At 72.2% G+C, this 16205-nt stretch carries 14 protein-coding genes; all 14 read left to right on the top strand.

Annotation, left to right across the window (positions count from 1 at the left end; translation table 11 throughout):
- The first annotated feature begins 171 nt into the window (after positions 1 to 171).
- Entirely contained in the window at positions 172 to 1425 is a 1254-nt protein-coding gene (locus tag IBX62_09075) for an insulinase family protein (GenBank protein ID MBE0477234.1), read from the top strand.
- A gap of 42 nt (positions 1426 to 1467) precedes the next feature.
- Entirely contained in the window at positions 1468 to 2253 is a 786-nt protein-coding gene (locus tag IBX62_09070; protein MBE0477233.1) for a 4-hydroxy-tetrahydrodipicolinate reductase, read from the top strand.
- A 72-nt stretch (positions 2254 to 2325) separates the two neighbouring features.
- A complete protein-coding gene (locus tag IBX62_09065) occupies positions 2326 to 3558 on the top strand; it encodes an aspartate kinase (GenBank protein MBE0477232.1) in 1233 nt (410 codons plus the stop codon).
- A 114-nt stretch (positions 3559 to 3672) separates the two neighbouring features.
- Entirely contained in the window at positions 3673 to 4569 is an 897-nt protein-coding gene (gene dapA / locus IBX62_09060) for a 4-hydroxy-tetrahydrodipicolinate synthase (protein MBE0477231.1), read from the top strand.
- A 71-nt stretch (positions 4570 to 4640) separates the two neighbouring features.
- Positions 4641 to 6311 carry a ribonuclease J gene (locus tag IBX62_09055; protein ID MBE0477230.1) on the top strand — a complete coding sequence of 557 codons (1671 nt, stop codon included), beginning with the start codon at positions 4641 to 4643 and terminating at the stop codon, positions 6309 to 6311.
- Positions 6312 to 7115 (top strand): undecaprenyl-diphosphate phosphatase, encoded by an 804-nt coding sequence (locus tag IBX62_09050; protein MBE0477229.1) that lies wholly within the window; start codon positions 6312 to 6314, stop codon positions 7113 to 7115.
- A gap of 9 nt (positions 7116 to 7124) precedes the next feature.
- On the top strand, positions 7125 to 9362 hold the full coding sequence (locus IBX62_09045) for a DNA translocase FtsK 4TM domain-containing protein (protein ID MBE0477228.1): 2238 nt from the start codon (positions 7125 to 7127) through the stop codon (positions 9360 to 9362).
- Positions 9363 to 10142, top strand: a complete 780-nt coding sequence (locus IBX62_09040) for a helix-turn-helix domain-containing protein (GenBank protein MBE0477227.1) — start codon at positions 9363 to 9365, stop codon at positions 10140 to 10142.
- Positions 10143 to 10157: 15 nt separating this feature from the next.
- Positions 10158 to 10658 (top strand): YajQ family cyclic di-GMP-binding protein, encoded by a 501-nt coding sequence (locus IBX62_09035; GenBank protein ID MBE0477226.1) that lies wholly within the window; start codon positions 10158 to 10160, stop codon positions 10656 to 10658.
- Positions 10659 to 10675: 17 nt separating this feature from the next.
- Complete coding sequence (gene rimO, locus IBX62_09030; GenBank protein ID MBE0477225.1) at positions 10676 to 11998, top strand: 30S ribosomal protein S12 methylthiotransferase RimO; 1323 nt, start codon at positions 10676 to 10678, stop codon at positions 11996 to 11998.
- A complete protein-coding gene (pgsA, locus tag IBX62_09025; protein ID MBE0477224.1) occupies positions 11995 to 13914 on the top strand; it encodes a CDP-diacylglycerol--glycerol-3-phosphate 3-phosphatidyltransferase in 1920 nt (639 codons plus the stop codon). The genes rimO and pgsA overlap by 4 nt, the downstream gene beginning before the upstream one ends.
- A gap of 1 nt (position 13915) precedes the next feature.
- Positions 13916 to 14500, top strand: a complete 585-nt coding sequence (gene thpR / locus IBX62_09020) for an RNA 2',3'-cyclic phosphodiesterase (GenBank protein ID MBE0477223.1) — start codon at positions 13916 to 13918, stop codon at positions 14498 to 14500.
- A 77-nt stretch (positions 14501 to 14577) separates the two neighbouring features.
- The gene (gene recA / locus IBX62_09015) at positions 14578 to 15615 is read left to right on the top strand and encodes a recombinase RecA (protein ID MBE0477222.1); all 1038 of its coding nucleotides are present in this window, start codon (positions 14578 to 14580) and stop codon (positions 15613 to 15615) included.
- Between the two features lie 9 nt (positions 15616 to 15624).
- On the top strand, positions 15625 to 16205 hold a 581-nt coding region (locus IBX62_09010; GenBank protein MBE0477221.1), incomplete at its 3' end, for a RecX family transcriptional regulator.

Here is a 16205-nt window from a genome sequence, read left to right as displayed (position 1 = left end):
GAGAGGGCGGCGGCGAACGCAGACCGCGCAGACGCCGCTAGCGACCCCACCGACGGCCGGCACCGTGACGTGCCGGCCGTCGTGCGTCACCGCCTTCGATCGCTCCTCGGCCGGCGCCGTGCCCGCGAGGGGGCCGGCCGCTGGGAATGGACTCCTCGGAAGGAGGAGCACATGTCGTTCTACGACCGCACGATCCTGGACAACGGGCTGACGATCCTGAGCGAGACGATGGACACCGTCCGCTCGGTCGCCATCGGGGTCTGGTTCGCCGTGGGCAGCCGCGACGAGGCGCCCTCCGAAGCGGGGATGTCGCACTTCATGGAGCACATGATGTTCAAGGGCACGCCGACGCGCAGTGCCGCGGACATCTCGGAGGAGTTCGACCGGCTCGGCGCCGAGCTGAACGCGTTCACTTCCAAGGAGTACACCTGCTACTACTCGCGCGTCGTGGACGAGCACGTGCCCACCGCCATCGAGATCCTGTCGGACATGATCGCCGACTCGCTGCTCGCCCAAGACGCCATCGAGTCCGAGCGCGAGGTCGTGATCGAGGAGATCGCGCGGATGGAGGACACGCCGGACGACCGCGTGCACGAGATGTTCGCGCGCACGCTGTGGCCCGACCACCCCATCGGGCTGCCGGTGCTGGGCAGCCGCGAGACTGTGGCCTCCTTCGGGCACGAGGACGCGGTGGCCTTCAGGCACCGCCACTACCTCACCGGCAACTGCATCGCCGTCGCGGCCGGGCACGTGGACCACGGCGACTTCGTGAAGGCGGTTCGCGAGCGCCTGCGCCTGACCGAGGGGCCGAGGAGCGTCCGTGAGCGCACCGAGGCCGTGACCGAGCGGCGCGCGGTCAGCCTCCCCAAGGAGACCGAGCAGGCGCACGTGTGCTACGGCGTGTCGGGCCTGAACGCTCACGCCGAGGACCGGTTCGTGCTCTCGGTGCTCGACTCCATCCTCGGCGGGGGGATGAGCTCGCGGCTCTTCCAGGAGATCCGGGAGAAGCGCGGGCTGGCCTACGCGGTCTACTCCTACCACTCGCTCTACCAGGACACGGGTCAGTTCACCATCTACGCCGGAACCCGACCGGGCAACATGGAGCAGGTCGTGGGGCTCATCAAGGCCGAGGTGGCGAAGGTCGTCACCGACGGCGTGACGCCCGAGGAGCTGCACCGCGCCAAGGAGTCCATCAAGGGCCACCTGGTCCTCGGGTTGGAGAACACGCGCAACCGCATGACCCGGCTGGGCAAGGCGGAGACGATCCAGGGGGAGATCCTCACCATCGACGAGCTCGTCGGGCGGGTGGACTCCGTGACGCGCGAGGACGTACTGCGCGTCGCGCGTGAGCTCTTCTCCGACGGCCGCGTGCTCTCCGTCATCGGCCCGTTCGAGGGCGAGCGGGTCGAGGCGCTGGTCGGGTAGACTGCTGCTGAGCGATCCCTCGTAGGCTGGAGGAACGCCGACATGATCCGAGTGCTCGTGACCGGCGCGGCCGGCAGGATGGGCCGCGAGGTCGTGCGGGCGGTGGCCGCCGAGCCCGACATGGCCGTCGTCGCCGCGGTCGACCCCGCCGCGCCCGGTGTGGCGATCGACGACGGGGCCGGCGGCGCCGTGACCTGCTCCGCGGACCTCCCCGCCGCGCTGCGCGAGACGCGCCCCGACGTGCTCGTCGACTTCACGCGACCCGACGCGGCGGAAGCCGACGTGCGGACCGCGCTCGCCGAAGGCGTCGATTGCGTCGTCGGCACGACGGGCCTGCCCGAGGAGACCCTGCGCGACCTCGCCGAGGGAGTGCCGGAGGATACGTGCCTGTTCGTGGCGCCGAACTTCGCGATCGGCGCGGTGCTGATGATGCGTTTCGCGGCCGAGGCGGCCCGCTTCCTGCCGCACGCCGAGGTCGTGGAGCTGCATCACGACCGCAAGCTCGACGCGCCGTCCGGCACCGCGCTGCGCACCGCCCGCCTCATCGCCGAGGCCCGCGGAGAGACGCCTGCCGCTGGGGGGCGCGAGACGGAGAGCGTGCCCGGCGCGCGCGGCGCCGCCGTCGAGGGGGTCGCCGTGCACTCCGTGCGCCTTCCGGGTCTCGTCGCGCACCAGGAGGTGCTCCTCGGCGGGCAGGGGCAGACCCTCACGCTCCGGCACGACTCGATCGACCGAACCTCGTTCATGCCCGGAGTGCTGCTCGCCGTGCGCAAGGTCGGCTCGCTGTCGGGGCTGGTCGTCGGCCTCGAAGAGCTGATGGGGGAGTAGGTGGCCGAGGAGCCTGCCGACACTGCGGGGGCCCGCGCGCGGGAAGGCGGCGGCGCGCCATCCGCGGCGCCCGTGCTCGTCCAGAAGTTCGGCGGCACGTCGGTGGCGACGCGCGAGGGGCGCTCCGCCATGGGCTCCCGCGTCCGCCGCGCCCGCGAGGACGGCTACGCCGTCGTGGTCGTCGTCTCCGCCATGGGCCGCGCCGGCGCGCCGTACGCCACCGACACGCTGTTGGGCCTGCTGGCCGGCATGCCCACCCAGCCGCGCGAGCGAGACATGCTCTCCTCGTGCGGGGAGCTCGTCTCCGCGGTCGTGGTCGCGCACGAGCTGCGCGCCGAGGGCCTGCCCGCCGCGGCCTACTCCGGCGCCGACGCGGGCATCCTCACCGACGGCCGCTACGGGGAAGCGGCCGTGCTCGCGGTCGACCCGTCGCCGCTGCGCGGGGCGCTGGCCGGCGGCCTCGTACCGGTCGTCGCCGGCTTCCAGGGCGCCGCGCCCGACGGCTCCACAGCCACGCTCGGCCGCGGCGGCTCGGACACCACGGCCTGCGCGATCGCCGTCGCACTCTCCGCCGACGCGGTCGAGATCCACACGGACGTCGATGGAGTGATGACAGCGGACCCGCGCGCGTGCCCCGAGGCGCGCGTGCTCGACGTGGTCCGCTACGAGGAGCTCTTCCAGATGGCGCGTCACGGCGCCCAGGTCGTCCACCCGGCGGCCGCCCAGGCGGCCATGGAAGGAGGCGTCCCCACGCGCATCCGCAACACCTTCTCCTCGGCGCGGGGAACGCTCGTCACGTTCGCCGAGCGGCTCTCCGCCGAGCGGCTCTCCAGGGTCGCGACGGCCGTCAGCAACGCGGCGGGGATCGCTCGCCTGCGCGTCTCGCTGCCCGGGGGGCTCGAGGACGCCGACCGCACCCTCGCGCAGACCCGCGTCTACCGCGCCATGGCGGACGCCGGCGTTTCGCTTGACATGTTCACGCCGATGGACGGCACGCTCGCGTTCTCCGTGACCGAGCGCGACCTGCCCCTGGCCGAGGAGACGCTGCGCCGCCTCGACGCACCTTACGAGGTCGACCGCGGACTCGCCAAGGTGACGCTCGTGGGCGCGGGCATGCATGGGGTGCCCGGCGTGATGGCGCGGGTGGCGGAGTGCCTGGCGTCGGCCCGCGTCGGCATCCTGCAGACCGCCGACAGCCACGCCACGATCTCCGTGCTCGTGCCCGGAGCGCAGGCGCGCGACGCCGTGCGCGCCCTTCACGACGGGTTCGGGCTGGCGGACGCCGCGCCGGTCGTCGACGGGTAGGCGCGGTACCGGTCCGCCGGAACGCCGGCGCGTCCGGCGGTCTTCGGCGTCCGGCTCGCGCCGGTGTGGCACAATACGACGGATGGACGCACGACCCGCAAGGGGGCGACACGGATGTCAGCGCCACGATTCGGCCGGCTCATAACCGCCATGGTCACGCCGTTCACTCCCGACGGCGACCTGGACCTGCCTCGCGCGCAGGAGCTGGCGCTGAGACTGCTGGAGCAGGGCAGTGACGGGCTCGTCGTCTGCGGCACCACCGGCGAGTCGCCGACGGTGTTCTACGACCAGAAGATGGACCTGTTCCGCGCCGTGATCGAGGCGGTCGGCGACCGGGCGCCGGTCATCGCCAACGCAGGGGACAACTGCACCGCGGACTCGTGCGCGTTCGCGGCCGACGTCGAGAAGCTCGGCGTGGACGGCATCATGGCGGTGGTGCCCTACTACAACAAGCCGCCGCAAGAGGGCATGTACCTGCACTTCCGCGCGATCGCGGAGTCGGTGGGCATCCCGGTCGTGATGTACAACATCCCCGGGCGGTGCGTGGTCAACATGGAAGCCGAGACCACGCTCAGGTTGGCGCGGGACGTGCAGAACATAGTCGCGGTGAAGGAAGCGAGCGGGAACCTCACGCAGGTCGCGCAGATCATCGAGGGGGCCCCCGAGGGCTTCGACGTGCTGGCCGGCGACGACGAGATCACTCTGCCGCTCATGGGACTGGGCGGCACGGGCGTCATCTCCACGATCGGCAACGTGGCGAGCGGGCGGTTCAAGGAGATGATCGACGCGCAGGCCTCGGGAGACCACACCAGGGCGCTGCGCATCCACCTCGAGCTGCTGCCCATGATGAAGGCGCTGTTCATCACGGCGAACCCGATCATGGTGAAGAAGGCTCTGGAGCTCGCGGGCTTCCCGGTGGGCGGGGTCCGGCTGCCGCTCGTGGAGGCGACGGAGGAGCAGACCTCCGAGCTCCGGCGAGTCATGGAGCACGTCGGGCTGCTGCCGGCTTAGGCCGAGGGGACCTCGGCGCAGGACGAACATGTGCGGGACCACGGTCCCGCTGGAATCGGGACAAGGGACGTATGACCGAGAACGGAAGGTGCCTTCGCGTCATCCCGCTCGGCGGGCTGGACGAGATAGGCAAGAACATGACGGTGATCGAATGCGGCGACGACATGGTCGTCGTGGACGCGGGGCTGATGTTCCCCGACGAGGACCACCCGGGCGTGGACCTGATCCTGCCCGACTTCAGGTACATCGTCGAGCGGCAGCACAAGCTGCGCGGGATCGTGATCACGCACGGTCACGAGGACCACACGGGTGCGCTGCCGTACCTCCTGAGGGAGCTCGACCGCAAGGTGCCCGTACTGGGCACGAAGCTCACCCTCGGGCTCGTCGGCGGGAAGCTCGAGGAGCACCGCGTCGAGCACCCCAAGCTGCGCGAGATATCCGCGGGCAGCCACGTGACGCTCGGGCCGTTCGCGTTCGACTTCATGCCGGTGAACCACTCGATCCCCGACGGCGTCGCGTGCTTCATACGAACGCCGGTGGGCAACATCCTGCACTCGGGGGACTTCAAGTTCGACCAGACGCCCATAGACGGGCGACTGACGGACTTCGGGGCGCTCACGCGCGCGGGAAAGGCCGGGGTCATGCTCCTGATGAGCGACTCCACCGGAGCCGAGGGCTCGGGGTACACACGTCCCGAGGCGAGCATCGCCCCCACGCTACGCAGGATCTTCGCCGAGGCCCGGCAGCGCATCATCGTCGCTTCGTTCGCCTCCCACATCCACCGCGTGCAGCAGGTCTGCGACGCGGCGGTCGAGAGCGGACGTAAGGTGGCCGTGACGGGGCGCTCGATGATCAACAACACCGCGATCGCGCGCGAGCTGGGCTACCTGCACATCGACGACGACGACATCCTCGACGCCTACGAGGCGCAGGACCTCGCGCCCGAAGAGGTGGTCGTCCTCTCGACCGGAAGCCAGGGAGAGCCGCTCTCGGCGCTCGCGCGCATGGCCAACGGCGACCACAAGGCGGTCCGGATCGAAGCGGGGGACACGGTCGTGATCTCCGCCTCGCCCGTGCCGGGCAACGAGAAGGCCGTCAGCCGCGTCATCAACCGCCTGGCCAAGGCCGGCGCGCGCGTGCTCCACAAGGGCAACGCCGACGTGCACGTCTCGGGGCACGCCGCCGCCGAGGAGCTCAAGATGATGCTCAACATGGTGAAGCCGACCTACTTCGTGCCGATCCACGGCGAGACGCGGCACATGCAGGCGCACGCCGCCCTGGCCCGCTCGGTGGGAGTGGCCGAGGAGAACGTGTTCGTCATGGAGAACGGGTACTGCCTCGAGTTCGACGGGCGAGGCGCGCGCATATCCGAGCACGTGGACAGCGGCGTCGTGTACGTCGACGGCCTCTCGGTGGGCGACCTCGGCCAGGTCGTGCTGCGCGACCGCCGGCTGCTCGCGCGCGACGGCATCGCCACGGTGGTCATCGCCATCGACGCGCAGAACGGCCGCGTCGTGGGCGAACCGGAGCTCGTCACGCGCGGCATCTCGCTGGGCGGGGACGGGGCCGAGCTCATGGCCTTGGCCCAGGAGCGCCTCGCCGCCACCCTGCGCAAGATGGAGTCGGAGGGCGTCACCGACCACGCGGTGGTGCAGAAGGCTGTGCGGGAGTCGCTCGGCCAGCTGTTGTGGGACCGCGTGCGCACGCGGCCGATGATCATCCCCGTCGTCATGGAGGTCTGAGTGCCCGACGTGGCCCGCGCTCTGGTCCTGGGCGTGGTCCAGGGCCTCGCCGAGTTCCTGCCGATATCCTCCTCGGGACACCTCGCCGTCCTGCAGGAGGGCTTGGGGTGGAGCGGCTTCGGGCTGTTCTTCGACGTGACGGTGCACCTCGCCACGCTGCTGGCCGTGGTGGTCTACTTCCGCTCCGACCTGGCGCTGATGGCGCGCGCGTTCGCCCGCCCGGACGCCTCGCTGGCCGGCGAGCGGAGGTTCGCACTCCTCGTGCTCGCCGCCACCGTCCCCACCGCGGTGATCGGACTGCTCGGCGACGATCTGTTCGAGCACTTCTTCTCGAGCCTCGTGTGGGTCGGGGCGTTCTTCCTGGTGACCACCGTCGCGCTGGTGTCCTCGGAGATGCTCTCGCGCAAGACGGGGCACGACGCCCACGAGATGGCGTGGGGCAAGGCGCTGCTCATCGGCGCCGCACAGGGGATGGCCATCGCACCTGGGATCTCGCGCTCGGGCGCGACGATCGCGGCCGGCCTCGGGGTCGGGTTGGACCGCGAGCAGGCCGCGCGCTTCTCGTTCCTCCTCTCAGGCCCCATAATCCTGTTGGCGGGAGTCAAGACCGGTCTGGATGCGGTGACCGAGCGCAGTCCCGTCGGCGACCCTCTCGCCGTCGCGGCCGGCTTCGTCGCGGCGGCCGTGACCGGTTACCTGGCCATCGCCGGCATGCTGGCGTTCGTGAAGCGCCGGCCGTTGTACGCGTTCGCCGCCTACACGGGGGTCCTCGGGGTCTCGGTGCTGGTCTGGCAGCTGACGTAGAGGAGGGGCATGGCGGGTCGCACGAGCGGCAGCACACCGAAGCGCCCCTCCAGCCGCGCGCCCGCGCCGGCGCCTCGGGTCCGCCTCGACGACGAGTCGCGGCGCGACATCTACGGCATCGCGCTGTGCGCGCTGGCGATCGCGCTCATGATCGCGGTGCTCGCCGAGGACACCGGCGTCGCCGCCCGAGCCGTGGCCAACGTGGTGCGGCTGCTGTTCGGCATCGGGGCCTACGCGATCCCGGTGGCCGTCCTGCTGTGGGGCGTGAGCTTCTTCGTGCGCGCCTTCTCGATCAGCGAGGGCCGCGTGGGCGGGGGGCTCGCGCTCCTGATGGTCGCGGCGGTCTCGATGATCGCGCTGGCCTCCCCCCAGGCCGGCTTCTGGGAGCCCGCCTCCGTCGCGGACCATGGCGGCTACCTCGGCGGGGCGTTCGCGTGGGCGCTGCGATCGCTCCTCGGGCAGGCGATCGCATACGTCGCGCTCGCCGCCCTGATGCTGATCGGGCTGGTGGTGACCGGCTGGTCCGTCTCCGGCGCGGTGCAGTGGCTGGGCGAGAGGCTGCGCGGGGACGGCGACGAGGAGCCCGGTCCTGCGCCGAGGCGCCGGACGCATCCCGCGGACCGCACGCTGCCGCTGGAGGAGATGCGCGCCGCCCAGCCGGGTGCGCCCGCGCCGGCCGGGGACGGGCCGGGTGCGCCCCGGACCCCTGCCGCGGACCCCGAGTCGGGGCGCGCGACGCTGCCCGGCGCCGCGGCGGCGCCCAAGGCCCTGGAGGGCTTCGAGCTCCCTCCCGCCTCGATCCTGGCGACCAGCCCTCGCACGGCCTCGGCGCACCGCGCCACCGAGCGGGAGCTTCGCGGGACCGCCGGGGTGGTCGAGGCCACGCTGGCCACCTTCGACATCCCCGCGAAGGTCACGGGTTGGGTCCCCGGCCCCACCGTGACGATGTTCGAGGTACGGATCGCCCAGGGGGTGAAGGTCGGCAGGATAACCGCGCTGGCCGACGACCTGGCGCTCGCGCTGGCGGCACCCACCATCCGCGTCCTCGCTCCCATCCCGGGCAAGTCGCTGGTCGGCATAGAGGTGCCCAACGACCGCCGCTCCACCGTCACGCTCGGAGACGTTCTGGCCGCCGCATCGGATGCCAGCGCCGGCCCGCTGACGCTGGCCGTCGGCAAGGACGTGACCGGCGACCCGACGACGGCCGACCTCGCCGTCATGCCGCACCTGCTCATCGCCGGAGCGACCGGCACCGGCAAGTCGGTGTGCATCAACGCTCTGCTCGTGAGCATACTCATGCGCGCCACGCCCGCCGAGGTCCGACTGATACTGATCGACCCCAAGCGCATCGAGCTGAACCTCTACAACGGCGTGCCGCACCTCTACGTGCCGGTCGTGACCGAGCCGAAGGAGGCCGCCAGCGCGCTGGCTTGGGCCGTGTCGGAGATGGACTCGCGCCTGAAGAGGCTGCAGAAGGCAGGCGCGCGCAACATCGCCGGTTACAATGGGCTGGTGCAGTCCGGCTCCGGACCGGAGGGCGCCGAGGAGATGCCCTACCTCGTGATCGTCATCGACGAGCTCGCCGACCTCATGATGGTCGCGGCGCGCGAGGTCGAGGACTCCATCTGCCGCCTCGCTCAGCTGGCGCGTGCCGCCGGCATCCACCTCATCGTGGCGACACAGAGGCCCTCGACCGACATCATCACCGGGCTCATCAAGACGAACATCACCCACCGCATCGCCTTCGCGGTGTCCTCCTCGATCGACAGCCGGGTCATCCTCGACCAGCCGGGCGCGGAGAAGCTCGTGGGCGCCGGCGACATGCTCTTCTCCACCCCCGCGTGGCCCAAGCCGAAGCGGATCCAGGGGGCGTTCGTCTCGGAGGGCGAGATCGGCGCTGTCGTCGAGCACCTCAGACGCCAGGCCGAACCCGAGTACCACGAGGAGATACTGCACCTGAAGGTGGCATCCGTGGGTGGGGGCGTGGACGGCGGCGAGGAGGACGACCCGTTGCTGTGGGAGGCCGCCGACATCGTCGTCACCTCGAACATGGGCTCCACCTCGATGCTGCAGCGCCGCCTGAAGGTGGGCTACGCGCGCGCGGGGCGCATAATGGACATGCTCGAAGCCAAGGGCGTCGTCGGTCCCCCGGACGGGAGCAAGCCGCGCGAGGTCCTGGTGGACGTGGAGGAGCTCGAGGCTCTCAAGGCCTTCGAGCGGCGCGAGGCCGAGGCGGGTGAGGGATAGGTGGAGACGCTCGGAGAGCGCCTCTCGACGGAGCGGCGCAAGGCCGGCAAGTCCGTCGTGGACGTGGAGGCGTCCACGAACATCCGCTGCGGGCTGATCGAGGCGCTCGAGAACGGCGACTATGCGCGCCTGCCCTCTCCCGTGTACGTTCGCGGATACATCCGGAGCTACGCCAAGTTCCTCGAGCTCCCCGCCGAGCCGTTCCTTCGCCTCTACGAGGAGGAGACCGGGGAGACGCAGGCCCCGAGCCCCGTCGGAGAGCTCCCCGCCGACCAGGTCGTCCCCCGCCGAGAGCAGGCCCATGCCCTGCCGATGCGCACGGCCGCGGTGATCGCGGCGCTCGTCGCGGGCCTCGCGCTGGCCGTATGGGGCGCCTCCCGCGCGCTCTCCGGTCCGGGCGAGCCCCCGCCCGTGCCGCCCAAGGCCGACGGCGGCGCGCCGGCTGTGCCGACCTCGACCCCCCTGCCGGCCGACACGCCGGTGTCGCCCGCGCCCTCCGCCCAGGCGACCGAGCCCGCCGAGGGCGAGGACGGCGGCTTCACGCTGACGATCGAGGTCGCCCGCGGGAGCGCCTCGTGGATGCTGGTCACCCTCGACGGGGAGAGGGTCCACGTGGGCACCGTCCGGGGTCCGGAGACGCTGAAGTGGGAGGTCTCCGAGGAGGCGCGTGTATCCCAGATAGGCAAGCCTTCGGCCCTCACGATCAAGCGCGACGGGGAACCGGTGGCGATACCGCCGAGCGCCGGTGTGCCGGAAGTGACGTTGCGAGCCGGCGGCTGAGGGAAGGGAGAGCACGTGGCCAAGGACCAGAGCTTCGACGTCGTCTCACAGACCGACATGCAGGAGGTCGACAACGCCGTCCAGCAGACCTCGCGAGAGCTGGCCCAGCGATACGACCTGAAGGACACGGGCTCGAGCATCGTCCTGTCCAGGGCGGAGGCGACGATCACCATCTCCACGCCGAGCGATTTCGTGCTCCGCCAGGTCCGCGACGTGCTCGATACGAAGCTCATCCGCCGCGGCATCGACCTGAAGGCGGTGTCGTGGGGGCCCGAGCAGGCCGCGTCCGGCGGCACGGTGCGCGTGGTCGGCGACGTCGTCACCGGCATCGAGGCGGACCTGGCCCGCAGGATCAACAAGGACATCCGCGACCGGAAGTTCAAGGGCGTGAAGGTGCAGATCGAAGGCGACAAGCTGCGCGTCTTCTCGCCCAAGCGCGACGAGCTCCAAGAGGTCATCACGTTCCTGAAGCAGCAGGAGTACGGGATCCCGCTGCAGTACGTGAACTACCGCTGAGTCCCGAGGACACCGGCATGTCCCCGCCCCGCCCGTCCGGCAGCCCGCCGCGCGTGCGCTTCATCACCCTGGGATGCCCCAAGAACGAGGTCGACTCGGACCGGATGGCCGCCTCCGTGGCCTCCTCGGCGTACGTCCTGGACGAGGACCTCGAGACGGCCGACGTCGCGGTGCTGAACACGTGCGCGTTCGTCGAGGCCGCCGCTCAGGAGTCGGTCGACGCCGCCCTCGCGCTCGCGGCCGGATGGAAGGCGCGGCGGAGCGGACGCCTCCTCGTGGTCGCGGGCTGCCTTCCCTCGCGCTACGGGGCGCGACTGGCAGCGGCCATGCCGGAGGCGGACGCCTTCGTGCCGGTCGCGGACGAGGGCTCCCTCCTGACGGTGCTGGAGCGGCTCACCGGCGCGCTCGCCGGCGCCGCTTCCGGCGCCCAGCGTCTCGGCTGCGGCCCGAGCGCCTACCTGCAGGTCTCCGACGGCTGCCACCGCCGCTGCACGTTCTGCACGATCCCGTCCATCCGGGGACCGTACCGCAGTCGCGCGCTGCCCGACCTTCTCGCCGAGGCGCGGCTGCTCGTGACCCGCGGCGCGCGCGAGATCGTCCTCGTCGGTCAGGACACCTCCTCGTACGGGCGCGACCTGCCGGCCGGCGAACGGGCAGGGATCGCGCGGACCGTTCGCGAGCTCGCGCGCGTCGCCGGCCTGGCGTGGCTGCGCCTGATGTACGTGCAGCCCGACGGCGTCACCGACGACCTCCTCGAGGTGATGGCGGCCGAGCCCTCCGTCTGCCGCTACCTGGACCTCCCGCTGCAGCACGCCTCGCGGCGCGTCCTGCGCGCCATGGGCCGCGGCGGGGATGCGGAGTCCTTCCTCGGCCTGCTCGCGCGCGTGCGGGAGGCGTTGCCCGACGTCGCGTTGCGCACCACGCTCATCGCGGGCTTCCCTGGCGAGACGGAGCGGGACCTCGAGGAGCTGGAGGCGTTCCTCCGCGCGGCGGCGCTCGACTACGCCGGCGTCTTCGCGTACTCCGCGGAGGAGGGGACGCCGGCCGCGACGATGCCCGGGATGCTCCCGGCCGAGGAGCGGCTCGCGCGAGCGGGCCGGCTGAACGAGGTCGCGGCCGGGATCGGTTTCGCGCGCGCGGCGTCGCGGGTGGGGGAGACGCTCGAGATCCTGGCCGAGGGGACCGACGAGGAGGGCGTCCCCGTCGGGCGCTGGCGGGGGCAGGCGCCGGAGGTGGACGGCGTGATAACCTTCGATGCGCCCCTGCCGGCCGGCGCGCTCGCGCGTGTGAGGGTGACGGAGGCGCTCGGCTACGACCTTCTCGGCGAGGTGGGAGAGTGAGGCTGCAGCTCAACTGGGCCACCCGGGTCACCTTGATACGCATGATCCTCATCCCGGTGTTCCTGGCGACGCTGCTGGGGGAGTGGCCCGACTTCATCAGCCGTCCCGCGTGGTGGGCCGCGGCTCAACCCTGGCTCGCCGCGGCCGTCTTCACGCTGCTCGCTTCCACCGACGGCATCGACGGCTACCTCGCGCGCTCCCGTAACGAGGTGACCACCTTCGGCAAGTTCCTCGACCCGCTGGCGGACAAGCTGCTGGTGACCGCCGCGCTCGTCGCCCTCGTCGACCTCGACAAGCTGCCGAGCTGGATCGTGCTGGTGATCGTCAGCCGTGAGTTCGTGGTCTCCGGTCTTCGGATGGTCGCCGTCGCCGAGGGCAAGGTGATCGCCGCGTCGCCGTGGGGCAAGGTCAAGACGGTCCTGCAGATCGCCGCGATCGTGGCGTTCATCGTCAAGGACTCGACGCTGCTCGAGGTCTTGGGGTCGTGGGGTCCTCCGGTCGTCCGGGCGACGGCGTGGGGGCTGATGACCTCGGCCCTGGCCTTGACGCTGTGGTCGATGCTCGACTACTTCTACCACGCGCGCGACGTCATCACCGGACCCTGGACCCCCGAGGGGAGGGCTAGCGTGGGAGCGCTCGACCACAGGACGGCCGCAGCCGGAGCGCTGCGCACCGCGGCCGTGCTCACCGTGGGGACGGAGCTCACGGAAGGGCTGCGGCCCGACACCAACGCCGCCGAGGTCGCCGCCGCCCTGGCCCGCGCGGGCCACCTCGTCCGCGAGACCGTCAGCGTGCCGGACCGCGCGGCCGCCGTCGCCGGGGCGGTCGAGCGGCTGCTCGCCGCCTACGACACGGTCGTGGTGACGGGGGGACTCGGTCCCACGCACGACGACGTCACCCGCGAGGGGGTGGCCCTGGCCCTCGGCGTCGACCTCGCCGAGGGACCCGGTCTGCGTGACGGGCTCGCCCGGGCGGCGGCGCGGCCGGTCTCCGCCCGGGCCGCCGAGCAGGTGTACCGGCAGGCCTTCGTGCTCCCAGGCGCCGAGGTCCTGCCCGCCGCCACGGGCACCGCGCCGGGCCAGGTGGTCGAGCGCGACGGATCCGTGCTCGCGCTGCTCCCCGGCCCTCCCGCCGAGATGCGGCCGATGCTCGCCGCGCTCGTCCGGCGCTTCTCGGCCATGCGCGCGGAGCCGGTGGTGCTGCCCTGCGCGGGCATGGCCGAGTCCGACGCCCAGGTGATCGCCGAGGAGGCCCTCGACGGCGCCGCGGGGGTCGGACTGTCCGTGCTCGCGCGGCCTGGCGAGGTGGACGTCGTCCTGATCGACGAGGGCGCCGGACCCGAAGCCCTGGCCGCCTCGGCGCTCCGAGTCCGAGGGGCGCTCGGCGAGGCCTGCTACGCCGCGGAGGGCGCCACGCTTCCCGAGGCGGTCCTGGCGCTCGCATCCCGCCTCGGGATCGCGCTCGCCGTGGCCGAGTCGTGCACGGGTGGGTCGGTCGCAGCGGAGATCACGTCCGTGCCGGGCTCCTCGGCGGTGTTCCTCGGAGGTGTGGTGGCGTACGCGGACGAGACCAAGGAGCGCCTCCTCGGCGTGCCCGCCGCGACCCTCGCCGCCAAGGGGGCCGTCAGCGCCGAGACGGCCGTCGCGATGGCCGAGGGCGCGAGACGCGCTCTGTCCGCCGACGTCGCCGTCTCGGTCACCGGGATCGCCGGACCCGGCGGCGGCACGCCCGAGAAGCCCGTGGGGACCGTGTGGGTCTGCGTCGCGGGGCCGGAGGGGAGCAGCGTCGAGCACCACGTCCTCGGCGGCGACCGCGACGGCGTCCGGCGGCGCGCGACGGTCGTCGCCCTCGACCTCCTCAGGCGCCGCCTCGCAGGCACGCCCGGCGATGTGCCGGCCGGCCCGTCGCGGAGCTGACGTGCGCGCGTTCGTCGCGGTCGCCCTGCCGGAGCCGGCGCTGCGCCTGCTCGCCGCGGCACAGGAGGCGTTCGTCGGAGCCGACCCCTCCTGGCGGGACGAGAAGTGGGTGCCCGACGAGAACCTCCACCTGACCTTGAGATTCCTCGGCGACATCCCCGCGGAGGATGCGGTCGCCGTGACCGAAGCGCTCCAGGAGGCGGTACGGGGACGGGCGCCGTTCGAGGTCCGGCTCTCCAGCGTGCGCGCCGTGCCCTCGCCCGGGCGGGCCCGCCTGCTGTGGGCGGCGTTCGCCGACCCCGCCGGCTCCTTCCCGCCGCTGGCGCGCGCCCTGGGTTCCGCGACCGCTCGCTGGTGCGCCGAGCCGGTCCCCGAGCCGTTCCGCCCCCACGCCACCCTCGTGCGGGCCCGGCGCCCGCGGCGCGTGGCCCCCGAGGCGCTCGCCGCCGCGGACGCGGTGCTCTCCTCGGCCGGCGCCGGCGACGGCGCCGTGTCAGTGCGGCATGTCATGCTCGTCGCGAGCACGCTGACCCGTTGCGGACCGGTCTACGAGCACTTGGCCGCCGTCCCGCTCGGCCCCGGCTGACAGCCGATTGACAGGCGAACACCTGTTCGTGTACGTTCGAGGCGCCCCACGGGGTCTCTGGCCCGACAGGAGGAAGCATGGATCCGGATAAGCTCAAGATGCTCGACGTGACCAAGGAGCAGATCGAGCGCAAGTTCGGCAAGGGCTCGCTGATGAAGCTGGGCGAGCATGCCGCCGTCACCCAGGTCGCGGCCATCCCGACCGGGTCGCTGGCCCTGGACGCCGCGCTCGGCATAGGGGGCGTGCCGCGCGGCCGCATCGTCGAGATATACGGCCCGGAGTCCTCGGGCAAGACGACGCTGGCGCTGCAGATCCTCGCCGAGGCGCAGCGGATCGGCGGGATCGTCGCCTTCATCGACGCGGAACACGCGCTGGACCCGTCGTACGCCTCCCGCCTCGGCGTGAACATCGAGGAGGTGCTGATCAGCCAGCCCGACACCGGCGAGCAGGCGCTCGAGATCGCCGACATGCTCGTGCGCAGCGGCGCCGTGGACGTCATAGTCATCGACTCCGTCGCTGCTCTCGTGCCGCGCGCCGAGCTGGAAGGCGAGATGGGCGACGCGGTCGTGGGCCTCCAGGCACGGCTGATGAGCCAGGCTCTGCGCAAGCTCGCCGGCTCGCTCAGCAAGTCGAACACGACCTGCATCTTCATCAACCAGCTCCGCGAGAGGATCGGCGTGATGTTCGGCAACCCCGAGACCACCACCGGCGGCCGCGCGCTGAAGTTCTTCTCCAGCGTACGCATCGACATCCGCAGGATCGACTCGATCAAGCAGGGTACCGACATCGTCGGGAACCGCGTGCGGGCCAAGGTCGTGAAGAACAAGGTGGCTCCGCCGTTCCAGCAGGCGGAGTTCGACATCATGTACGGCCAGGGCATCTCCAAGGAGGGGGGCCTGCTGGACCTCGGCGTCGAGGAGGGCGTCGTGATGAAGTCCGGCGCCTGGTACACCTACGGCGAGGAGCGCCTCGGCCAGGGTCGCGAGGCGGCCAAGGAGTTCCTCCGCGAGAACACGGGGGTCCGTGAGGAGATCGAGTCGCGGATCCGCGACAGCCTGGGTCTGCCGCTGAACGGACAGGCGGGCATGCCCGAGGAGCGGTCGGTCGCCGAGTAGGAGACCCTCGTGCCCTCAGGCGAGATCACCCGGATCCAGCGGTCGCCGACCGGTCCCGCGACCGTTCACGTGGACGGCCGGGAGTGGACCCGGGTGCCGCGCGCGGTCGCGCGGCGCCTGGATCTCTCGGAAGGCCAGACCCACGACCTCGGTCGATTGCGCGCCGAGGTCGACGCGGCGATGGCACCGTCCGCTCGCGAGCGGGCCTACCGGCTGCTGGCCGCCCGCGAACGCAGCCGCCGCGAGCTGCTGCGCACCCTCGCGCGCGACGGATACCCCGAACGCGTCGCCGAAGAGGTCGTCGCCAGGCTCGAGGACGTCGGTGCGGTGGACGACCGCCGCTTCGCCGAGACGCTCGCGCGCAGTCTGGCCGGTCTCAGGGGTCACGGGCGGAGCCGGGTCGCCCATGCCCTGCTCGAGGCCGGCGTGGACGACGCCGTGCGCCAGGCCGTGCTGGATGCATGCTGCCCGCTGCAGCGCGAGGACGAGCGGGCCCTGAGAGCGGCCGTCGTCCTCGCGCGCACGTGCGCCGGGCGGGCCGACCGCCTGGCCGCTCGCCTCGCCCGGCGCGGCTTCTCCACCGGCGCGGC

This window comes from Coriobacteriia bacterium, from assembly GCA_014859305.1.
In the GTDB taxonomy this organism is placed as follows: domain Bacteria; phylum Actinomycetota; class Coriobacteriia; order Anaerosomatales; family Kmv31; genus Kmv31.
Note: the sequence above shows the minus strand (reverse complement) of the source record. Positions and strands in the feature narration are given on the sequence as shown.